20 protein-coding genes and 1 pseudogene are annotated in these 21,660 nt (G+C 32.5%); 2 read left to right on the forward strand and 19 right to left on the reverse strand.

All coding sequences use genetic code 11. The features are described from left to right. Nucleotides 1-32: 32 nt before the first annotated feature. The gene (locus G7082_RS14765; RefSeq protein ID WP_166035958.1) at nucleotides 33-1,454 is read right to left on the reverse strand and encodes an aminotransferase-like domain-containing protein; all 1,422 of its coding nucleotides are present in this window, start codon (nucleotides 1,452-1,454) and stop codon (nucleotides 33-35) included. Nucleotides 1,455-1,576: 122 nt separating this feature from the next. Here G7082_RS14765 and thiD point away from each other — a divergent pair, with 122 nt between their 5' ends. Together thiD and G7082_RS14775 are read left to right on the forward strand one after the other, a co-directional pair. Then, nucleotides 1,577-2,416: a bifunctional hydroxymethylpyrimidine kinase/phosphomethylpyrimidine kinase gene (thiD, locus tag G7082_RS14770; RefSeq protein ID WP_166035959.1), complete on the forward strand. Its 840-nt coding sequence runs from the start codon at nucleotides 1,577-1,579 to the stop codon at nucleotides 2,414-2,416. Then, nucleotides 2,406-2,957, forward strand: coding sequence for an ECF transporter S component (locus tag G7082_RS14775; protein ID WP_166035960.1), 552 nt, complete (start codon nucleotides 2,406-2,408; stop codon nucleotides 2,955-2,957). Before thiD ends, G7082_RS14775 begins: the two co-directional genes overlap by 11 nt. Before the next feature lie 46 nt (nucleotides 2,958-3,003). Here the strand turns inward: G7082_RS14775 and G7082_RS14780 are convergent, their stop codons facing one another. From G7082_RS14780 to G7082_RS14865, 18 genes and pseudogenes are all read right to left on the reverse strand, one after another. Beyond that, nucleotides 3,004-5,661, reverse strand: coding sequence for a GA module-containing protein (locus tag G7082_RS14780; protein WP_166035961.1), 2,658 nt, complete (start codon nucleotides 5,659-5,661; stop codon nucleotides 3,004-3,006). Between the two features lie 282 nt (nucleotides 5,662-5,943). Next, nucleotides 5,944-7,008 carry a DUF4097 family beta strand repeat-containing protein gene (locus G7082_RS14785; RefSeq protein ID WP_166035962.1) on the reverse strand — a complete coding sequence of 355 codons (1,065 nt, stop codon included), beginning with the start codon at nucleotides 7,006-7,008 and terminating at the stop codon, nucleotides 5,944-5,946. A 1-nt stretch (nucleotide 7,009) separates the two neighbouring features. Continuing rightward, on the reverse strand, nucleotides 7,010-7,747 hold the full coding sequence (locus G7082_RS14790; RefSeq protein ID WP_166035963.1) for a helix-turn-helix transcriptional regulator: 738 nt from the start codon (nucleotides 7,745-7,747) through the stop codon (nucleotides 7,010-7,012). Nucleotides 7,748-7,946: 199 nt separating this feature from the next. Further along, nucleotides 7,947-9,188, reverse strand: coding sequence for a hypothetical protein (locus tag G7082_RS14795; RefSeq protein ID WP_166035964.1), 1,242 nt, complete (start codon nucleotides 9,186-9,188; stop codon nucleotides 7,947-7,949). 30 nt (nucleotides 9,189-9,218) lie between these two features. Next, nucleotides 9,219-9,632 (reverse strand): hypothetical protein, encoded by a 414-nt coding sequence (locus G7082_RS14800; RefSeq protein ID WP_166035965.1) that lies wholly within the window; start codon nucleotides 9,630-9,632, stop codon nucleotides 9,219-9,221. 65 nt (nucleotides 9,633-9,697) lie between these two features. Further along, nucleotides 9,698-10,881 (reverse strand): annotated as a pseudogene (locus G7082_RS15250) (MFS transporter); the annotation flags it as partial. Nucleotides 10,882-11,068: 187 nt separating this feature from the next. Further along, a complete protein-coding gene (locus tag G7082_RS14810; RefSeq protein ID WP_166035966.1) occupies nucleotides 11,069-11,689 on the reverse strand; it encodes a TetR/AcrR family transcriptional regulator in 621 nt (206 codons plus the stop codon). A 173-nt stretch (nucleotides 11,690-11,862) separates the two neighbouring features. Continuing rightward, nucleotides 11,863-12,486 carry a helix-turn-helix domain-containing protein gene (locus tag G7082_RS14815; RefSeq protein WP_166035967.1) on the reverse strand — a complete coding sequence of 208 codons (624 nt, stop codon included), beginning with the start codon at nucleotides 12,484-12,486 and terminating at the stop codon, nucleotides 11,863-11,865. After that, nucleotides 12,471-13,127: a helix-turn-helix domain-containing protein gene (locus tag G7082_RS14820; protein ID WP_166035968.1), complete on the reverse strand. Its 657-nt coding sequence runs from the start codon at nucleotides 13,125-13,127 to the stop codon at nucleotides 12,471-12,473. Before G7082_RS14820 ends, G7082_RS14815 begins: the two co-directional genes overlap by 16 nt. Before the next feature lie 92 nt (nucleotides 13,128-13,219). Beyond that, nucleotides 13,220-14,722: an IS66 family transposase gene (gene tnpC / locus G7082_RS14825; protein WP_166033530.1), complete on the reverse strand. Its 1,503-nt coding sequence runs from the start codon at nucleotides 14,720-14,722 to the stop codon at nucleotides 13,220-13,222. 91 nt (nucleotides 14,723-14,813) lie between these two features. Further along, entirely contained in the window at nucleotides 14,814-15,170 is a 357-nt protein-coding gene (gene tnpB / locus G7082_RS14830) for an IS66 family insertion sequence element accessory protein TnpB (protein WP_166033529.1), read from the reverse strand. Continuing rightward, nucleotides 15,160-15,351 (reverse strand): hypothetical protein, encoded by a 192-nt coding sequence (locus G7082_RS14835; protein WP_166033528.1) that lies wholly within the window; start codon nucleotides 15,349-15,351, stop codon nucleotides 15,160-15,162. Before G7082_RS14835 ends, tnpB begins: the two co-directional genes overlap by 11 nt. 514 nt (nucleotides 15,352-15,865) lie before the next feature. Next, nucleotides 15,866-16,303, reverse strand: a complete 438-nt coding sequence (locus G7082_RS14840) for a hypothetical protein (protein ID WP_166035969.1) — start codon at nucleotides 16,301-16,303, stop codon at nucleotides 15,866-15,868. Next, nucleotides 16,296-17,450 (reverse strand): recombinase family protein, encoded by a 1,155-nt coding sequence (locus G7082_RS14845; RefSeq protein ID WP_166035970.1) that lies wholly within the window; start codon nucleotides 17,448-17,450, stop codon nucleotides 16,296-16,298. The genes G7082_RS14840 and G7082_RS14845 overlap by 8 nt, the downstream gene beginning before the upstream one ends. A gap of 288 nt (nucleotides 17,451-17,738) precedes the next feature. Next, nucleotides 17,739-18,896 (reverse strand): hypothetical protein, encoded by a 1,158-nt coding sequence (locus G7082_RS14850; protein ID WP_166035971.1) that lies wholly within the window; start codon nucleotides 18,894-18,896, stop codon nucleotides 17,739-17,741. Between the two features lie 177 nt (nucleotides 18,897-19,073). Next, on the reverse strand, nucleotides 19,074-20,120 hold the full coding sequence (locus G7082_RS14855) for a hypothetical protein (protein WP_166035972.1): 1,047 nt from the start codon (nucleotides 20,118-20,120) through the stop codon (nucleotides 19,074-19,076). Between the two features lie 33 nt (nucleotides 20,121-20,153). Next, a complete protein-coding gene (locus G7082_RS14860; RefSeq protein WP_166035973.1) occupies nucleotides 20,154-21,185 on the reverse strand; it encodes a HEPN domain-containing protein in 1,032 nt (343 codons plus the stop codon). 36 nt (nucleotides 21,186-21,221) lie between these two features. Then, a complete protein-coding gene (locus tag G7082_RS14865) occupies nucleotides 21,222-21,473 on the reverse strand; it encodes a helix-turn-helix domain-containing protein (RefSeq protein WP_166035974.1) in 252 nt (83 codons plus the stop codon). Between the last annotated feature and the right edge of the window lie 187 nt (nucleotides 21,474-21,660).

The raw sequence follows: 21,660 nt of genomic DNA on the forward strand, positions 1-21,660 counted from the left end.
TGAAGAATGAAAAAAATCATCCTTCAACGCGTTTATTTTTCAGTCATCTGTTTTAATTCACTAACAACTTTTTTGATTTCTGACTCCGTTACTCTAGCAATATTTAATCGGCAACTTTGACAACTTTCTGTGTCTAAAAAGCTGGGATAAACAGCGATTCCCTTTGATAAGAGATCATGCCAATCTTTCCTTGTACATGTCTTAGTAAACGTTAACCAAGCATAATAGCCACCCTTTGGTAATTTTAGTTCCACCTGCTTGTCTAATTTAAGTTTAATCTCCGACTGTAGTAACCTCATTTTCCCTTCTAAATTATGCCTAATCTTACTTAGTTGCTCATCAAAAACTATATCTTTTAATACGTAAGTTGCTAAGACTTGCGGAAAAATACTCAGTTCACTTTCATATTCATCTCGTAATCTAACTACCTCATTCAAAATCACTTCGGGTGCATCAATCCAGCCTAACTGAATTCTTTTTCCCAATATTTTTGACAATGAACCAATATAAATCACGCTTTTTGGTGCGAGTTCTTTTAATAAGGGCATTGGGTTTGGTACCTGATAAGAGAGTTGGCCAAATACATCATCTTCAATAATCGGAATTCGATATTTTTGACACAGCTTGATTAATTCGTGACGCCTTTCTAAACTCAACGTGCTGCCTGTAGGATTTTGAAAATTGGGATTGGTTAGCACTAAGTGAACATTTTTTACCTCAAGTAACTTTTTCAGCTCACTAACAACCATTCCTTTATCATCCACCTGAATTTGAACCACATTAATCGACATACTTCTAAATAAAGACATATCATAAAAAAAAGAGGGATTTTCTACAGCAATCGTGTCTCCAGGTTTAAGTAAACTTTGAATCAATAAAAATAAACTTTGCTGTCCACCCCCAGTCAACATAATATTGCCTTGACTCGACTTAAACCCATACATCTTTTCAAATAACAGCGCCACTTCTTCTCGTAAAGGTTCATAACCTAAATGCGAAATCTCTTCTTGGAGGAACTCCTCAAAAGAAACATTATCCAAACTAACTTTAGGAATTAATTCTAGTGGTAACTCCCCTGTAAAGGCATTAATAAATCCTTGTGCATTTTGCTGTTGTTTGGCTTCCACTTTGTTTATATAAGAATTTTTATCCTCTATTTCTTTTAATCCAGAAGACGTAACAACTGGTAAGTTTTCTTTAGATAAACTCCCTTTGTAATCGCCTAAAATATAGGTGCCACTATTTGATTTTCGTACCACAAAGCCTTGTGCATGAAGTTCTTCGTAAGCTCTAACAATCGTACTGCGATTGACTCCAATCTCTTTTGCCAAAGCTCTCTCAGACAATAATCGTTCATCTCTCACTAAGCTTCCTTGCTCAATTTGACTAATTATTTGATTCATCACTTGCCGATATAATGGAATTTTATTGTTCTTATCTATTGTTATTTTCATGTTAGCATCACCTCAAAAAGATTATATCACAAATTGGATGGGTCCAATTTATATCAATTGGCTGTGGAATAAAAATAATGACATGCTAAACTGAAATCAAATAACTGTTAGGGGTGTGTTTTATGGTAGAAAAGATACTAACGATTGCTGGCTCTGATGCAGGAGGTGGCGCGGGCATTCAAGCGGATTTAAAAACCTTTCAAGAGTATGGAACCTTTGGCATCAGCACAATTACAAGTGTTTTAACCGTTGATCCAAGTACTCGAGTACCTGATATTTTTCCGATGCCGATTGATGTGGTGGAGAAGCAATTAGTTACGGCTTTTTCTGGTGGCACCCTAAGCGCGGTTAAAATTGGACTGCTTGGAAGTTTAGAAGTTATTGACTTGATTGAAGAAAAAGTGATATCACTTAAACAACAACATGTGGTTTTAGACCCCGTCATGGCGGTTAAAACCAACAAAGATGTTCTCCAACCAGAACTGGTTAATGAGATGATTAAACGCTTAATTCCTTTGGCTGATATTGTGACACCAAACTTAGTCGAAGCACAAATTTTATCTGGTTTAAGTGTCATTGAAACAGAGGAACAAATGAAAGAAGCCGCTCAAAGTATTTATGATTTAGGACCTAAATCAGTGGTTATTAAAGGTGGTTCACGCTTTCCTAGTGAAACAGCGACCGATTTATTTTATGACGGAACTGAATTCCACTTTATCCATAAGCCAAAAATCATCACAAAGACGAATCATGGTGCTGGTTGTTCCTTTGCTGCTGCGATTACAGCAGGACTTGCTAAGGGCTTATCTTTGTATGAATCAGTCACACTGGCTAAAAAATATGTGGCTCGCGCTATTTATGAAGGCATATTCTTAAATGAACACACTGGCTATGTATGGCACGGCGCTTATCAACAAGCTGAAAATCGAATGACAAAAGGAGATTATATCAATGAACAATAAATCTTGGAAAACATCGGAAATCGTACTGATGGCTTTATTCTCAGCACTAACTGTAGTAGGAACCAGCATTAGAGTCCCTCTGCCCGCAATGGTAGGAAATCCTTTCATCCATTTTGGAATGCCTATTTTATGTTTAGCTGTATTAACATTGGGATTCTTTAAAGGCTCTCTAGCTGGGGGAATTGGTTTCGCTATTTTTGACTTTTTAAACGGCTTTGCTGCTGAAGCACCTTACTTTATTTTAGAAAGCTTTGTCGTAGGTGGCACCCTTGCTTTTTCATACTACCAACTGAAACGCTTTAAAGACAAAGTTTGGTTCATGCCAGTTATTATGATTTTTACAGCGATTGCTAAGTTGTTTATGTCATTTATGAAAAATCTAGTCATTCAGTTAATGATGGGAAATAGTCTAGGCACATCAAGTTTTGCTAGTTTTACTACTCTTTATATTACTTTTATTAATACGATTGCTGCGATTATTTTAGTGAGTTTGTTGTATCAACCGATTACTAAGATGGCGAATAGAGTGTTGAAAAAATAAACGAGATACAAGAAGTTTTTAAGCTTCTTGCAGCTCGTTTTTGTTTTTATCTGTCTGCAATATCTTCTCTGAAAGATTCCATTTGAAGATTTAATGCTTCTAATGTATAACCATGGTCTACATACCAAATGTAGTCTTCACGTTCTTGTTCTGTAATTTTCCCATCTACAAACGCTTGATTTATTTCATCATAGGCGGCATTTATACGTTCACTTGAAATTTGAACCATTTCACGTTGAAGTTCAAAAATTTCACCCATCAATTCAGCTGATTCAATCTTCACTTCGTATTCAGCACACTCTTGTTCTGATAAATAACGATAGCCTAAAATATTGTTTATAGCATTATCTTTATCACCGGTTGTAGCTGGTCTATGCGGATTTTGAAATTCATTGATTTCTTCAGCGTATTTAATCTCCATCTCAACTTCTTCTAAGGTTTTACAGGTTGCTAATCGTATATCAAGTAGTTCTTCTTTAGAGTATTCAGGGTGGTTATAGTCAAAATTTGATAGTGAAAGGATATATTCTCTCGCATCGTTCTTCGCTTGTTCTAATATTCTCTCAGCTTCGATTTTATAAGCTTCTACCATTATTTTTTCAACTTCATCTAATGATGTTGCTCTATCTATTCTATTAGAAAAAACAGAATATTCTTCCTTTGTTAACATATCCATTATGGCTAACTCATCCTGTGCATCCTCCTTAGCTTGTCTCAACTCTACTGAAGCCATCCCACTATTAATATATCCTGCTTCACCTAACGCCAAATCAACTTCTTCTAAAGTTTTAGCCTCAGAAACTTCTTTTTTAAACATCTCTCGTTGATGTTCTGGCATGTTAGTCATCTCATCGATTTCTTTCATGGCATTTAGTTTAATCTTTTCAAATACTTCCTCTGGTGTTGTGACACTACCTTTTTGATTATTTTCTAGTTCCCACATATGTTCAAGACGTGTTTCGACTTCTTCAACTGAATCAGCCTCATCTATTAACCAGTTAAAATAAGATCTTTCTTCTGCTGTTATTGTTTCCATCACAGCAATTTCACGCTTAGCATTAAATTGCGCTCTCTTAATCGCATCAATGATTTGTCCTTCTTGACATTTTTGATTTAAATCTCTAGCTTCATCCAAAATATGGTCCACTTCTAAAACTGTTGTCGCATGTTCTACCATATAAGTATAAGTTGATTTCGCTTCTCCTGGTAGAAACTCCATGTTAGCAATTTCATTTTTTGCGTAATCTTGACGTTTTTTTAAGGCTGCTGCTGGGCTCTCTTCACCTTTTAAATCAGAAATTTTTGCTTCTAAGTCAGCGACTTTTTTCTCTTGTTCTGCTACTTTTACTTCTAGAGCATCAATTTGTGTTTGAAGCTCTTTTTCTTTCGCTTCTGCTTGAGCTTTCACTTCTTCTAATTCTTTATTTGCCTCTTTGATAGCTGCTTCAAGTTCTTCAACTGTCATTGGTGTTTCTTGATTTTCTAATTCATTTAAGTGAGCAAGAGCTGCATCATATTCAGCTTGAGCCGTCGCTAATTCAGCTTCTAAACCAATAATTTCTTGATTCAGTTTTTCAATCATCATACTAAATTCTGCTAATTGTACCTGACACTCTTCAACACTTTGTTGCCATTGTTCAGCATTTTCTTCTGGTGCTCCTTCACTTTGAAGAGTATCTAATTTCGATTGAATTTGAATCATTCGCTCTTCTAGTTGCGCTTTTTCAGCTTGTTTATTCGCTAAAGGAATTTCGATTTCAGCCTTTTTGTTATCAGCTTGATCGGCTGCTGCTTGTGCTGCTTCGATTTCTGAAGAAGAACTACGGCCGGTCATTGACGCTAACTGTTCCTCTAAATTAGCAATTTTTAATTCTAATGCGGCAATTTTATCTTGATTTTCTTGTTGTGTTGAAGCTAAATCCGCTTTTAATTTTTCTAATTCTGTTTGAAGTGCTTCAAGTTCTGTCTGCTCTTTTTTTAATTCAACTTCTAATTTTTTTAATGTCTCATCTTTTTCTAGGTTCGTTGGATCAACTGGTTTGACTGGTTTTGTAGGGTCAGTCGGTTTTGGTTTTTCCCCGTTACCGTTTCCTTCTGGTTTAACTCCTGGTTTTGTTTGGGTTGTTCCTTCTTCTTTAGGCTTAACACTTGTCCCGTTATTGCCACCAGTATTAATATTTGTTACCACGTTGCCTTTACTATCTGTTTTAACAGATTTAGCTGGTGTATCTGATGTTTGTCCTGCTACAGGTGCATTTGGATTATGCTTGGCATCATTTGAAACAACTTTGTCTCCAATCACTTTTCCACTTGGATCTTTAACTGTCACATGATTGCCGTCCCATGAAATTTCAGTTCCAACAGCCATGGTGTATTGGTCACCTTCTGAAAATCCGTTATCAAATAATAATTGCATTGGGTCTTTAATATTAATGGCTAATCCAATGTTATAGACGGTATCTCCTTCAATCATCTTAATCGATTTTTGACCTTCAGTAATACGTGATGAAATTTGTTCCACGGTGTTCGGCGTCCAAGATTCCCCTTGAACTGAAGTTGCTTGAACAGCTGATCCGGCTAATAACAAGGTTCCAAATAACAACCCTTTTGCTACCCATTGTTTTTTACTTTTGTGCATTGTGACACGGTGCTTCGGCTCGTAAACACCTAAAATTTCTTTGATTCCACGTTGATTTGATTTCATTAATTAAAACGCTCCCTTACATATTTTCACAGTCTTATTCTAAAAGACATGTATATTAATGTTATCACAAAGCCACTCTCCAAATAACATCCCTTAATTTTAACTAAGGAAACTATCATATAAATTTTAAGTTCACTATAATTGACAAAAATGAACAGTTATTTTTAATACGTAGATACAAAAAAAGAAGCGTCACAACAAGGTTTCGCTTCTTTTATCGCTTTTATATTTTATTAATACCTTTAGAAAAATTTTATAAATAGTGATATTCTGACGAGATTTTTACTCACCCTTAACATTAATATTCGCATTCGTCGTCTGTAGGTTCATATCAAGAGTCACAGCTGAATAATCATATGACTCAGTTTTAGCATTCAGATACCCTTTATCTCTAGCAGAAACTTTCAAGTCAATCGAATCGGTATAAATACAACCTCGTTTGGTGCTGGCATTCATTTTAAACGGTAACTCCATCATCTCAGGAAGAAAAATATCAATATTGGCATTGGTTGTTTTTCCCTCCACTTCAAATTGAGTCTGCTCATTCATTAAATTTAAACTCGCCAAATCCAACCAAATTTTGGCATTCTTTGTTTGTAAATTACACTTTGTAATCTGACTGTCGTGAAGAGCTATTTCGGCATTCGTTGTCACAAACTCCCCAACTTCTGCTTTTACATTTTTAACGTTAATTTTTGCATTGGTCGTCGATAATTCACACTTTGTTGCCACCACTTGACGCATATCAATATGGGCATTTTTTGTCACTGCCACTAAATTATCACTTTGACATTGACTAAGATTGATATGGGCATTTTTGGTTAAAGTAGTCATTCTCTTTGCAATGGCCCCAGACACATCCACTGTTGCATTACTATTTTCAAGATACAAGTTCATCAAAACAACTTCAGGAACCCAAACATCAAAACCTAAATATTTCACCCCGTGAACATTGTAATTTAATACATAATTCCCGTCATTTTCCTCAAAATTAATCATTGGATCTCCGTTTCGAACTGCTTTGTACCAACCTTCAATCTCAATGTTATTCCCTGTGTGGGTTCGAAGAGAGACTTTACTATTTTTCCCCAGTAACTTTAAGGATTGAATACTTTCGGCATGAACTTCTGCTGAAACGGAAAAAGATTGATGACCATTCGTAAAGAAATCCAGTGGTGCTTCTGGAATCGTCACACGAATGGGTTCTCTTGGAATTGTGATTTCTTTTTCTTGTTCTTTCTCTTTTTCAGCTCCAATTAACTCTAATAAATCAAGAGCCTCACTCTGATTAATCGTACCCTCTTCTAACATTTTCAGTACCTTTAATTTTTGCTCCTGTTTATTCATGTTAATCCTCCTCATATTTTATTAATTCTTCTCGTTGGCTTTCTGTAAAAAAAGTTAAATAATTATCTAAAACTGACATTGGTATCGTCTTTAATTTCACACATTGGACTAGCCACTCTTTCTGGCTGTAATTTAGAAATGGAAACAGCTCTTCTAAAAAATCTCTTGCTTGGTCTCTAATTGTTCCCTCTAATACTTTTGTTCGAATCAAGCGACTCATCATGGGAATAATACTTTCAAGGGCCAAGTAACGCTGATTTTCTAGTAGTTCCATCACCATTTTTTCCTTCTGCTTTGAGGATAAATAATAATAAAAATCCTCAATCATCCCATCTGAATAGGGTGAATCAATGATTGCTGAAACCACTTGTTCTTTTTGTCTATCTGTCAAAAGCATAAAAAAGTCAAAGCTCATCGTTAACTCACTAATTTGAGTCACACTGTCTAGTTCTAAAATCACTTGTGATACAATCTCATCCTCAATCAAACCATGTGACATTTGATTCAGTGTTTCAATTGGTGATACTACTAACTCCGCTTCTTCTGCCCATAAATCAGAAATTGAGATTTGAAACAATCTCGCTATTTGTGGAACTAAGGAAATATCAGGTAATGAATCTCCCCGCTCCCACTTGGAAACAGCTTGAGGCGTAACAAACAGTGCCTGAGCCATCTCTTGTTGCGTCATTTTCTTTTCCTTACGGTATTTCTTTAAATTAAAACTAATTGTCGACTTCATCGGCACTCCTTTCGCAAACCCAACTGTTAATACATAAATCATAGCAAGATTTTAACTTTCTCACAATCAACTAATGGTTGAAAAGCATTTTTAGATATACGACAAATCAAAAAATTTGCGCCAACTTCATGGAAAACTTCCAAGTTGGCGCAAATTTATAGATTTGTCGTATGTTGAATTTTAAAATAATAAACTAACTCTATTGCTTCGCTGAACCATTTCCATGTCCAGGGCTATAGTTTGCTGCTTCTTCAGTCGTAATCAGACTAAAATTCCCTGGATTTTTAACTTGTCCATAAGTTTTTCCACTGGCAGCTTTTAAGAATTTCTTCCCAGGTGGCGCTTGATACCATTCACCAACTAATGTCGGACCTGCTGATGCTTCCTCTGCCTTTTTCTGGGCTTCGGCATCTTTACGAGCTTGCTCTCTGGCTTCTGCTTCCGCTTTTTTCTTCGCTTCAGCAATTCTGCCATCACTTGCTGTTTTTATTGTATCGTGGTCAGATTTTTGCGTAGTATATTTACTTCCTAAGTCACCCGGTTGATACTCTTTCAAATCCAGTGAAGACTTCATAACTGAAACTTGACCTTTTAATTTGTCCGTTTCTTCTTTGTTCAATGAACCTTCTGCTAGTAATTTTTCTGAGGATGTTAGTAACTCACGCGTCTTACTTTCATTATCTTTAAAATCTGTCTCTGTATTTTTTTGTTTTGATTCTAATTTTGTTACTAATTCTTTTGAATCAGTCTGTCTTTGTTCAATTTTTTCTAAATTATCCGCATCTTTAAAGAATTGACTATTATCTTTGCTGTCTTTTTCTAAAGATTTTTTGTCCTCATCATTTAGGTACTTTTTCTTACCTAAATCTTCTGAACGTTTATTCACTTCTTTTAAATCATCGGATATTTTTTTAGTTGTCGTTTGATTTTCAGATAAGCGAGCCATTAACTCATCTGAATTTTTAGCAACATCACGAATCGGTTTTACTTTATCCATTGCGGTAATCTTTGACACTTCTGAAGTTATTTTTTCAGCATCTTTTGTGTCTTTATCTAAAACAAAAACTTCCTTACTCTTCTTATCTAAGTCTGAACTCGTTTTTTGAAGAGTTTTTAATTCATCTTTCGCAACTTTCGCTTCTTTGACTTCTAAATTTTTCTGCACCTCTGATAAGGTTGCTTGTTCTTGATCGATTATATCTTCTAACTTGTCTTTTGTTTTAGTCTCTTTTGCTTCCTTGAAACTTTGTAAATCAGCTGCTAATTTATCTTTATCTCCTGTAGAGATAAATTCTGAATCTTGAGCTTTTTTTATTAAAGTAGCTTGTTCATTTTGTTTATCATAAATCTTTTGATAACTCTCACTAGTTACCGAAGTAGCGACCGCACCAGCTGTTGTAAAAGCTAAAACAATCCCCAATAATGTTTGTTTTATTCTCATTTTATTTTACGAACTCCTTTACCTGTTCTCTTAATTTTGGGCCAATGTCACATATAACTCTTCAATATCTGACACTCTCTTTGTAATTTTCTTACCACGAGCTTTCAGATCGATTTTTAATTGTTTTTCATTGTCCTTATATGATTGAGACAGTTGATAGTCCATAAAAAAAAGAAACTCTTTATCTTTATGCAACGTCGATTTCTCGCGCTTCACAAAATGACACACGTGATCGTAATTTTTACTGATAACATTCTTTTTCAAGGCATAAAAAATAACCAATCCCATTCCAATCATAAAAACAATCAACGGATTGATTCGAACGATATCAAGCATCACAAAAATACTCGCTACAACTATGAGCGAGATTGATAAAATCAATGTATTCTTCTCATGCTTCTTTTGCTTTTGGTACAACGTTACTATTTGTTGAAACTCCTCCATTTTAACTCCCCTAACAATAGTTATTTTACATTTATCATAGCGGTTTGAAAGGGGAATGGCAAGGATTACTGACTTTCAATCGATGTCTTTTGAATCAGCTTAAATGTATTACGACCTAGAAAAGCGATAACTACTGTAAAAATAGTTATAAAGACACAAAGCATTGCGGTGGTTACAGGCGTTAAGATGTTACCGATTGAACCAAATAAGACTTGTCCAGCAGGTATGGCTAAGGTTGAAATGATCATCACAAAAGACATCACACGACCTAATAATTTTTGTTCTGTTACTAGCTGAATATATACAACTAATTGAATCGAAATCATTGTTACAAGTGCAAGAATCACAGTCACTAGAGAAACCATTACTAAAAAAGCATGATTGTTTTTTTCTAAATAATAATAAGGAATAACTAATCCTGCAAACAATACCGCCACAGCATTCAATAATTTCACTAGACTAATCTTCAGCAACTGTTTTCCAAATACACTATAGAGAACCGCCCCCACCAAACCACCAATGGCAAAGGTTGTATTCATCATCCCAAACTGGTTATCACTAATTCCCATTTGTAGCCTAGCAAGGTACGGCACCAAGACTTGAATAAAAGAAGTCATTAAAAAATTTAATAAAAAAGCAATCAGACAAACCTGTACGACTACCTGATTTTGTTTAAGAAACCTAGCAACCTCTTTCGAATCATGTTTCACTACTTCAAGAATACGCCCTTGATAACTTAACTCCTGATTTTTTTCTATTTTTAAAGCTGCTTCACAAATAATTGCTAACAAGTAACAAAAAATACTCACGTAAAACACATTAGAAATAGCCTCAAAATTATAAAGAATCGCCCCATAATCGGAGCAATAATATTGCCGATGATCCCCACAGAACTCACCGCACCATTCGCTTGAGGGATTTCATCTTTTTGACAAACTAACGGAATCGTAGATTGAACAACTGGCGTCTCAAATGCTGAAACCAATCCCAAAATCACTAAAATAATTCCAATTGGCAAGATGGGGTCTTGAACCTTACTAGCTAAAATTAAGCCCACCGTTAGAATCCCATAAGAAATATCCATGATTAATAACAACATTTTCTTTGGTAATCGATCTGCTAAGATCCCGCAAATGGGTAAACAGATTAATTTACCTACGATTGCCATTGATGCAATCACACTAAATGTTAAAGCAGACTTTGTTAAATCTAAAACATATAAAGCAATTGCAAACTGTATCATCCCTGTTCCTAAAACTGAAAATAATTGACTACCTAATAATAATTTCATATTATATTTTTCTATAAATTGACCCTCTATCTTTCCTATTTTTACCTACTAACGGTATGTTAAATTCAAAAAAACAACTTCGAGATAGCGTCTCCTTTTAACATACTATCGGTATGTTAAGCGCCAAAAAAAAATAGCAGGTACACTATTCATTTTTTAATTTTCTAAACAATAACTTGGTTTCCTCTAAAATCTCATCATCAATCAAAGGAACACCTAAACCTTCAAACATTTTTTTACAGAATAACATTTTTCGGTTTAACTCCTCTTCAGACAAAATAGCAAAACGAAATCCAATCCATAAGTTCAAAGTCAACATCATCAATTCAGTGATTTCTTCAGGAAAATCAGTTTTGATTGAACCATCCTCCACACCAGCATCCACAATTTTTTTAAGTTCTGGCACAATCTCATCAAAAATCATTAAATACTGCTCCCCTAAAATTCGAGGGCTTCTTAAGGTCACCGTGGCCGAATAACCAATCGCCTGCTTATCAAAATCTTCAAAAGAAGACTTGATTCCATTTTGAAGTTTCTCAAAACCCGTTTCACCATCAAACTTCAAACTAGAACTGGACGCCATTATTGTCTCAAAAATTTCAAATTTTGATGAAAAATGATGGTAAATCACACCCTTCGTCATGCCACCCAATCCATCAATAATATCTTGAATTGACGTATCATCATAACCTTTTTCAAGAAAAAGTTCCCGTGAGACATCCAATATCTTTTGTCGTGTTCGCTCTGGATTCCGCTCTCTCGCCATGATTGACCTGCCTTTCTAATTTAACATACTGTTGGTATTTAAATAATACAAGAAGGGTGGTTGGAAGTCAATAGTATAGCTGATCCGGTTTACTTGTAATTTTTTATTGGGTAGATGATTTCTTTACTGTAGTCCAATTCCTCATCGATTTCATATTCTAAAAGACGACACCCTTATATCAAGCTACCAATCATCAAATTTCTTAGTAATAACACTGGTTTGTCTCTTGCGATTGGATTATTTAATTGTTCTAAAACTTCTTTTTCAGTATACGAGACACTGTTCAACAAGAGATTACCTAACTTTAAATTTTTTGATATTAAGTGTTTAGCTTTATTAAATTTATACCAAAAAAATATAAAATCTCCCATGTCACTCTGAATGCTATCTATTTCTTTGTAATTTGTATCTTTCAATTTACTCATTCTTTGATTAATATCATCAATAAATTCTTCAGTTATTGTTCTAGGTATTAATATACTTGGTTCTCTAGCAACAATATAATAATTTTTTATAAAATCAATCGGATACTCTTCTCCCACTAATTCAAGAATTTTTTCACCTAGTTTGGCGTATTCATCATATTTACTTTTTAATTCTATGTCATCTTTTAGAATATAATCTAGTGTCACACCAAAAACTGTTCGCAATTTTTTACAATTTTCCAACCCTGGTCTTTTGCTACCATTCTCCCAATTAGCAATTGCTTTAGTTGAAACACCTATTTTCTCTGCCAGTTTCTCTTGTGATATTCCTAAAGTACTTCTTTCTTCTTTGATTTTTAAATGTAATCCCATTTTTCAAACCCTCCTGTTTCAAATAATTCTAAATATCCTGAAATATCATCCGTAAGAATTTCCAATTCTTCTAGCACTCCTATGTAGTCAACAGGATCTCTTTTTTCTCTGATACTTAAATAACCTGCAGCATCATCAAAAATACAATATATTAGTTCATTCTCTTTTCTTTTTTCACAATTTTTTAACCAGAAATGACAAGCTTTATATGCTGATTTTATCGAATGATACCCCGTTGTTTCATCCTCTTTTAGAAAGTCTTCATAACATCTCATGATTAAATCATATTTAGGAGCTACTACCCACTCGCTTCGGTTTGCTATTTCATATTTCCTAACAAATTCCGAAATATTTTGAACTAAGCAATACGCACTAATATTTTTTCCAAATTGATAATATTTATCTTTGTTATCAATGATTGGATCAATATCTTCTGAAACTAAATCCTCAATTGATACTTCATAAAGTTCACTTAAAAAGCCTAAAACTCTTGTGTCAATAGAATTACTTCCTTGTTCCCATCGTTGGATAGTGCTCACCTGTAAATTTATTCCAATCTCATCTTCAATTATCTCTGTTAAATCTTTCACCGATATTCCTTTTTTCTTTCTTTCAATTTTTAGTTGTTCGTGTAATATCATAATTTTCCCTCCTTGTATTGTAAGCGGGAAGTAATCGAGTATATGCCAAATAAGGCGTCACTCTGTCATAATATGACAAGTGGCTCCTTATTTTATCGACACGTAGCTTGAATCTGTTCTGACCAAGGTAAATAAACCTCAAGTGCTTTAGAATTTGAACTATCTTCTAAATTAGGAAGATGCTTAAACAAATATTCTAAATACTTCACAGGAACTAAGTTATTAGCTTTAGCCGTTTCGATGATAGAATAAGCGATTCCGTTAGCTGTTGCTCCCCGTTCACTCGCAGAAAAATGCCAATTTTTTCTGCCAATCGTTGTTGGGCGAATACTTCGCTCAGCTAAATTATTTGATAAGGCACATCGACCATCCTCCAGAAAATTCATCAAACCAGCCTTCATATTAAGCGCATAGTTAACCGCTTTTCCTAATTTCGAACCTGGAAGAGCTCTGAAAGAAGCGATCCATTGCCAGAATTCATCAAGAATGGGTTGGCTTTTTGCCAACCGTAAATCATATCTTTCTTGATGGCTTAATCCCTTCATTTCTTTTTCAATATGAAAGAGTTGATCGCAATAGGTAACTCCTTGGCTTGCCGGAGTATCTTTAGAAGAGGAATCTTTCGCTTCAAAGAATTTTCTTCGGACGTGAGCCCAACAATTAACTAACGTCGTATTCTCAATCGATTTGTAAGCCGAGTAGCCGTCACAATGCAAATAGCCTGAGAATTCGGCTAAAAATTGTTGAGCGACACTACTTTTACGACTCAGGTCATGATGATATAAAATAATTGGATACTCTGCTTGTTCGATGGTTCGAAAGAGCCAAAAGTAAGACTTTTCTTTTTCACTTGATAAAACATTATAGTAAGTTTCATCCGCATGGATGAGCTCTTCTTTGACTAGTTTCTTTTTGAGCTCCTCCCAAATAGGTGTTAACCATTTTTCACATGAGGTGATGAACCAGTTTGCTTGTGTTCTACGTGGCACTCGTAATCCATAAGATTCCCACTCCTTTTCTTGTCGATAAAAAGGCAAACTCATTTCTATTTTTTGATGAAATAAGTGAGCTAAGATAGAGGCAGACGCCAAACTATGAGTGATTGGTTGTTTAGGAACAACGGCTTTTTTTATGGCATCAGCTCCATCTTTTTTACAATTAGGGCATTCGTAGGCATGTTGGTAGTACACATTTTTATACATCTTTGCAGGAACAAAAATAACTTCTTCACGGATTTTAGATTTACCAATATCTTTTAAATCAGAACAACACCAATCACAGGTGCAGTCTTCTCCTTCAAGCTGACAATGAACTTCTTTTATAGGTAAATCTTTTGTGAGGGCTGCTTTGTAGCCTTTTTTCTTTTTCCGCTGATAGTTAATTTCCTCAAAGACGGTTTTTTCTTCAGTTGTCTCTGCTAGATTAAAAGACGAGTCCTCTTCAAATAAATCTAATTGCCCATTAGGGTCAATTGATTTTTCAGATGAACGTCCATACAATTTATTTAAAAGAAATTGATTCTGTTCTCTTAGAAGTTTAAGTTCATTAGTTAAAGCTTCGTTTTGTTTTAACAATCGTTCTTCAAACTCGGTCAAAAGTAACACCTCCATTCACACATGATATGATAGCTAATTCTATCAATAATACGACGAAAAACCGTCTATAATTTTCATTATAAACGGCTAATTAAGAAACAAATCCAGTTTTAGCTTTTAATATCTTTTTTCTTTGTTCGATGGATAAACCTTCTAATAACCAACGGAGTTGTTGTTGCGTTAATTCTTTGACTTCTTCTTGTTTTCTAGGCCATTGTAATTTTCCATTTTCAAACCGTTTATACAGGAGAATAAAACCATCCCCTTGCCAGTAAAGTGCTTTGAACCGGTCTGAACGATTGCCACAAAATAGAAATAAGGCATCCGAATAAACATCTAACTCATATTGATTCATGATAATTGAAGCCAGACCATCAATCCCACGTCTTAAGTCTGTCTTACCACAAACAATATAAATAGTTTGTATCTTCGTATAATCAAGAACCATGATTGAACTCTTTCAATGCAGCGTTAAGAATATAGTTATTACATCCATTGTAAATCGTAATATCCATATTATCTCGTTTGACTCGTAAAGCAATTTTTTGCGTGGTTTGATTGGGTGTAGGGGCACTTTTAGGCGGTGTCGGTTGTAAAGAAACGGGAACAATTTCTTGTTTGTCTATCATTGAAAAACCTCCTCGTTATTTGTATCTTAAGAATAACCGAGGAGGTTAGATGTGACTATATACTTGGTTACTTCCCGCTTACCTTGTATTTATATATTAGCAAGCGAAAATTTAGATTTAAAGGAACTATTTATTAAAAAAATACCGCAAATAGTTCCTATTGTAAAAAAAACAACAATAATCTAATAAATTATCGTTGCTTACAGTATTTTAAGAAAAACTAATATGTCAAAAACCTATCAAAAAAAATAAATTTCACAATTTTTTTAACTGATTTTCTTAATTTGCTAAATTGTCCTACCATTATTAAATCAAACTTCTATTTTGCTTAAATTCTGGCATTATTTGAAGATAACTTCAGATTTACTATCTATTCCCATTTTTATGAAGATAATATGTAAAATGTACGAACTATTAAAATATCAACTTAAAACCTATTAGTGGTAAATTATTCCCTTTCCCTCAAGTCAAATAAAGCACATTCTATAAAACTAGATGATGCTTTACTTTTATTTTATTCATTATCTAATACCTTTCGTTCAATCTTAAATGGTGGCAATTCTTTATATTTAGTTAAATCAAAAATAAAGGCTTTATGATCCTCTATGAATGTTCCTTCTAATTGATACCTCATATCTTCTTTCCATAAGTCTTTCATCAACATACGCACAGCATTTCGAATAGCAACCGCTTGTATTTTTACTGAACCTTTTTGTTTGGTTTCTGGTTTAGAAAAAGCAACTGATTTACTAGCAACAGAACGACAAACTTGTATCGCAAAAATCTTATTTTCTCTATCGAGAAGCGGTCTTATATGACTCGCATATTTTAAACATTCCGCAATTGAACGATCAAATGTCATCATGTTTTTATTTATAGTTAACAAATTTTCCTTAGAATTTTCAATATTAATTACTTCAAAATTATAATCATCAAATGTTAAATTAGTCATTAGTATTATCTCCCTCAAGTATAATTTTCTCTAACTCAGATTGTGACCATTCTGTATCTAAAACAATAAAATTTTTAAACATACCAGATTTAATTTTGAGAACATAAAATTTAGGTTTTTCTATAGTTTCTATTTTTTTCTTTTTTCCTTTACAAGGATCTTTGAGTAATTCTTGAGTTTTTATCCATTCTTTCCTAGATATTATCTTAGGAATCCCATTTCTTAGAAGGTATTTTGGTTTCTCACCTTTATTTTTCTTGGATTGATGACTAAAACAATCTACTGTAAATGTTTTTTGCATCAATACATCTCCACAGTATTTTTCATTCCGGAGTATTCGGTAAATTGACGAAGCGTTCCACTTCTCATTTCCAATCGCAGTTGGTATATGGCTATTCATTAATATTTCAGCAATATCCTGAGCCCTGACACCATTCAAAAAATTTCGATATATTAATCTAACTACCTCAGCTTCTGTTTCTTCAATCTGTATTTGTCCAAACTGATCTTTATAAAATCCTAGTAAATTGTGTGTGGGAATTATCGGTAATCCTTTTTTAAATCGCTCAATAATTGACCAAGTAATTGCTTCGCTTTTTTGCTCACTTTCTCCTTGAGCGATAATGCTAAACATGACCAAAATTGTTTCACTTGTTCTGTCTAGTGTGTTTAGATTTAAATCCTCAATCAGAATCCCAACCGGAACAGGCAACGCTTTCAATTCTCTGTATACTGAAATAAAATCTAACGTATTTCTTGAAAAACGACTAATACTTTTTACTATAATCAAATCAATCTTACCTAACCTACAATCAGCCAACATCCGATTAAAATGATCTCTTTTCTTCATGGAAGTTCCTGAAACTCCCTGATCAGCATAAATATCCACTAATTCCCAATCTGGATGCTTTAGTATTTTTTCTCGATATGCTTGTATTTGTAACTCAAAACTTCCCGATTGTGTTTCAGCATACGTACTAACTCTACAATAAGCTGCAACTCTCTTCTTGAGATTTGAATTTTCTTGTTTATTTTCCTTTGATGGAATCACTTCAACGACTCTTTTGTTTTCAAATAAATCTCTAATCTCATCTTGTTTCCTTGTAATTTTTTTCTCCTTTCTAAAATTTAATTGACTCTCATCCAATCAACTCACATCCTCATTTGAAAAACCTAACAACTTGATTATAGAATCACAAGCGATATTTTATGTAAATTAAAAAACATTGGAGAAGTAAGTGAATCACTTTTCTTTCCCAATGTTTTAACCTACAGAGCCTTCCATTAGATTTTTTAGTCATCAATGGATAGCAATAGGCTTTAAATTAGCATTTTATCTCTACATATTCTTATCTGAGAATGAATGGGATTCAACTAAAATAAACTAAATGGCATTTAGTTTGGCATTAATTTTTTTGAGGAGCTATTTCAAAAATTAAAAATTTTCATAAATGTTTTTAGCTTTTTTATCATATCTTTCAACTTCATTTTCACATATATCTCTACTTATTGAATTGCTTCTATAAATAATTTCTTTCTTCTTGTTTCCTTTTTGTTTTCCGATTACTAATCTCATTCTCCTACACAATCTACATGGTTCATATTTAATAAAAATATTTAATTTTTTCATATTATTGTGTAAAAAAGAGTACGAAATTAGTTTTGTTTCACAACAAGAAAACATTCTGGATATATCATCTTCTGATTTTGCTTGGCTATATTTAATATAATCTCCTATTTTATTAAAATAGTATCTTGTTTCATCAGATAAAATAACTTTCACATATTGATTCCCGAATTTATTTTCTATAAACTCATGAAAAGCTGAATAAATATTTCCTTCTTTAATGTTATTATCAATTCCACTCACTGAGTAATATCTTTTATTATTGAAATTCATAATTGCAAAACAACTTTGCTCAAGCCCATTCCAATTTTTATAATTTTTTTCTTCAATTTTTTTAAATTCTTCAATCAAATAATATGGAAGTTTAAAATATTTTATTTTATTAGAAAATGAAATATTAAGCATATTTTTTTGTATCGAATTTTGTGTATTATTTAAGAGTATATTTAATTCGTCCGCTTTTGATATTATGAAGTTTCTTTCGATATTTCCTCTATTAAACACTCTATTTTTTCCTAAAGACAAGTATAGTCTATCAAGAAGAGCAGCTATCCATAAATCAACAACATTTTTTTCATTTATATTCTCTTCACTATATGGGTTCACTTCATATAGAATATTTTTAGTATTTAGAAGTCTTCGATTTGTTCTAAAATATTTTGTTATAAATAATACTTTTCTTTTTAATTCGGCTTCTGAATTCTCTTTAATATTACCATTATAATAATATTTGTTTATTTCATCCCAAACATACTTTTTTAAAATAATCAACATTCTATGCTGATTGTCTAAATTATCTAAAATTTTTATTGTTTCTTCATCAAGTTTATTCTCTGAATTTCTTTCTAAAGCTATTGGAAAATAAATTTCACTTAGTATAATTGGTAAAAATAAATCTTCACTCCTTATAAGCTCATTTTTTTCTCCATTAAAAAAATTATAATTTATCATTTCAATATTTTTCATAATCATCCTCCTAGTAAATTCTTATAAATACATTCCTATTTTTCATCACTTATCATTGAATAATCACTACATTTTCATAATCTTTGTTAGACCAAGATAACTTTTTTTATTGGTGTAAAAAAAGTTCAAGTAACTAAGAATGAACTAGAAAGCGTTTCTTCAATTTAATAAAAAGTACTAGAATCCAATATATCCTTCATCTAAATCTTGTTGAGAATCTGTTAAGTACTTATCAATATCTGGGTGTCCTAAACTTTTCATAGTTACTATTACTGATTTATTTAACTTCCATAATATTTCATGAGCTTTTCTAGATTCATTTTCAGTTGCTCTATGACCTGCATGAACAATATTGTTTCTTATTTGATATACATTTTCCCAATATTCATAAGCTATCGAATTATTATCATCAATATCAAACAACAATCCTCCGTTACTCAAGTATGGCCCTAAATGCTGAACTAAAATATTTTTATAAGGAATTTGAGATATTTTTTCAATTTTATCATTAGTTTTATTCTCTTTTATAAATTTTTCTTTTACCATTCCATACATTAGTCTCTCTGTACATGAATGTAACTTCAGAAACCCTAAATTAAAGTCACCTGATTTTAGCAGATTCGTTCCCTCCGAGAATAAAACAGCTTGGTCAAAGAAAGGATTTGATTCTGCTATTTCTACCCTAGTTATTAATTCGTTTCGTTCAGAAGCAGACAATAAATCATGAGATCTTCTTATTTTGTTAAAATGAATGTTAACTAACAAACTTGCTGAAAAGTCTTCCTCTTTAAAGTTTGATTTATTACTAATCCATACTGGTATTCCTACTGGTAAATCAAACCTATTTATTAAGATAAAGTCTTCGTATTTGAATCTTGTGATTAATACTTTAATAATATTATTTAAAAATACCAATGATTCATCTATAGCTTTACTGATTAAATAATCTTCATTTATTTTCGTTAATGGTTCCACTAAAATATTAATAATATCAACATTAGAACGAACTTTTTCTATATCTGAATTATCTGACTTTTCAAAAATATGCTTTGTTTTCAATCCTTTTCTAAATTTTTTAGAATACATCCCACCGTTTTCATCTAATGGTAATTGAAAAGGCAATTCAAATCGAACTATTATATAAGAGCTTGGTTTATAATTAACTATATGAATTTTTAAATTTTTAAACTCTTCGTCTGTAATGTAACTTTTTAATTCTGACATAATGTATTCCTCATTTTTAATTTTTTTGAATACCTATATAAGGCAAAGCTCCTTCAGATATTTATTCAACTCTTTTTTATCCTTCTTAAACAGGTCTATATAATCAGTCAATAATAATCTAAGCGTTTCATCTAAAAATATACATAGAGATACTAAATAATCATCCGTCATATTTTTATATGTCGAACCATGTGCTATTGCAGATCTGACAGTATAAATCTTTTTCATTTGATCATAATAACTAATTTTTTCATCACTTGTTTTACCTAAAAGATGTGCTATTTTTTCTGATACCTGGTGGGTAACCTCACTTTTGGAATCAGACATCAGAAGTGCTTCGATGGCTGAAACATAAAAAAATATTTTTAAATCCGTATGAAACTCATTCCTAGACATTTGGATAAAATACTCTGATTTTTCAACATTATTAATTATTGTTTTCTTAGAAAATAAGTTCATTGAGTTATAATTTTTATCAAATTTAATAATTGAATCGACTGTATTACATTTAATAAAAGAAAATGAATTTTCTTCTACAGACAAGTATTTTTTAAATGCACTCTCCAATTCATACTTTGTAAATTCTACTGCTTTCCTCTCTACTGAGATATCATAATAAATATCTTTTAATGAAAATCTAAAAATTCTACTATCTCCATCTTCGGGATAAAAACAAACAAAACCGTCCCTTGCATATATTGAATTATCCTTCAATAACCACAATTTTCTTAAATATTTTTGTATGTCCAAAAGTAGCAACGCCACCAATATAGTTGCAAAACCACTCTCCCCTTGTTTTTCAGATAACTCTTCAGAAGTGTTTATATCAGATATTTCACCTTCCAAATAAAAATAATTATTTACATAGATGTTCTCGATATCTCTATCATCATAAAAATCATACAGGTTATACTTCCCTAAAACCTCAGGAAATGGGGTCTCTAATACTGACTTATTTAAAAAATTTTTACTATTTGATAGATGTACATTACCTAGTCTCAAACCTTTGTCAACTTTTTTCTTTATTTTCAATCCAAATACTGGTGCAACAAACTTATACTTCAATTAACTCGCCTCTTTTTTTACAAAACTATACTACTTTTAATTTTGATCTATTAAACCTTCAAATGAAGTCTGTAATACTTTTAAAATTTCAATCAACTGTCTTATTTTTATATGCTGCTTACCACTTTCAATTTTAACAAGTGTTTCCCTTGTAATATCAACGTTCATCAATTGTAATTGTTTAACCAATTCAGTCTGCCCTATACCTTTTTCAAGGCGAATTCGTCTTATATTACTTCCAATTATATTATCATTATCTATAATTTTCTCTTCCCTCAAGATTAACACACTTTCTGGACTAAAATTAGTCCTTTTTTGTTAATCTTAGAGAATTAATGTGTTACAATGGGACTAATACTAGTCCACTTAAAGGAGAAGATTATGACTTATAATGGTATTAAAATTTTTGAAAAAAAAAGATACTCTAAAGTAGTTTTTTCAAAGATTATTATTTCTTTAATTGTTACTTTTTTAC

Origin of the sequence: Vagococcus hydrophili (assembly GCF_011304195.1) — a bacterium.
Classification (GTDB): domain Bacteria; phylum Bacillota; class Bacilli; order Lactobacillales; family Vagococcaceae; genus Vagococcus; species Vagococcus hydrophili.

What these genes read in the sequence shown, in the direction of transcription:
- G7082_RS14765 (WP_166035958.1), bottom strand. Translation starts at nt 1,454, where the DNA reads ATGAAAATAACAATAGATAAGAACAATAAAATTCCATTATATCGGCAA.
- thiD (WP_166035959.1), top strand. Translation starts at nt 1,577, where the DNA reads ATGGTAGAAAAGATACTAACGATTGCTGGCTCTGATGCAGGAGGTGGC.
- G7082_RS14775 (WP_166035960.1), top strand. Translation starts at nt 2,406, where the DNA reads ATGAACAATAAATCTTGGAAAACATCGGAAATCGTACTGATGGCTTTA.
- G7082_RS14780 (WP_166035961.1), bottom strand. Translation starts at nt 5,661, where the DNA reads ATGAAATCAAATCAACGTGGAATCAAAGAAATTTTAGGTGTTTACGAG.
- G7082_RS14785 (WP_166035962.1), bottom strand. Translation starts at nt 7,008, where the DNA reads ATGAATAAACAGGAGCAAAAATTAAAGGTACTGAAAATGTTAGAAGAG.
- G7082_RS14790 (WP_166035963.1), bottom strand. Translation starts at nt 7,747, where the DNA reads ATGAAGTCGACAATTAGTTTTAATTTAAAGAAATACCGTAAGGAAAAG.
- G7082_RS14795 (WP_166035964.1), bottom strand. Translation starts at nt 9,188, where the DNA reads ATGAGAATAAAACAAACATTATTGGGGATTGTTTTAGCTTTTACAACA.
- G7082_RS14800 (WP_166035965.1), bottom strand. Translation starts at nt 9,632, where the DNA reads ATGGAGGAGTTTCAACAAATAGTAACGTTGTACCAAAAGCAAAAGAAG.
- G7082_RS14810 (WP_166035966.1), bottom strand. Translation starts at nt 11,689, where the DNA reads ATGGCGAGAGAGCGGAATCCAGAGCGAACACGACAAAAGATATTGGAT.
- G7082_RS14815 (WP_166035967.1), bottom strand. Translation starts at nt 12,486, where the DNA reads ATGGGATTACATTTAAAAATCAAAGAAGAAAGAAGTACTTTAGGAATA.
- G7082_RS14820 (WP_166035968.1), bottom strand. Translation starts at nt 13,127, where the DNA reads ATGATATTACACGAACAACTAAAAATTGAAAGAAAGAAAAAAGGAATA.
- tnpB (WP_166033529.1), bottom strand. Translation starts at nt 15,170, where the DNA reads ATGGTTCTTGATTATACGAAGATACAAACTATTTATATTGTTTGTGGT.
- G7082_RS14835 (WP_166033528.1), bottom strand. Translation starts at nt 15,351, where the DNA reads ATGATAGACAAACAAGAAATTGTTCCCGTTTCTTTACAACCGACACCG.
- G7082_RS14840 (WP_166035969.1), bottom strand. Translation starts at nt 16,303, where the DNA reads ATGACTAATTTAACATTTGATGATTATAATTTTGAAGTAATTAATATT.
- G7082_RS14850 (WP_166035971.1), bottom strand. Translation starts at nt 18,896, where the DNA reads ATGAAAAATATTGAAATGATAAATTATAATTTTTTTAATGGAGAAAAA.
- G7082_RS14855 (WP_166035972.1), bottom strand. Translation starts at nt 20,120, where the DNA reads ATGTCAGAATTAAAAAGTTACATTACAGACGAAGAGTTTAAAAATTTA.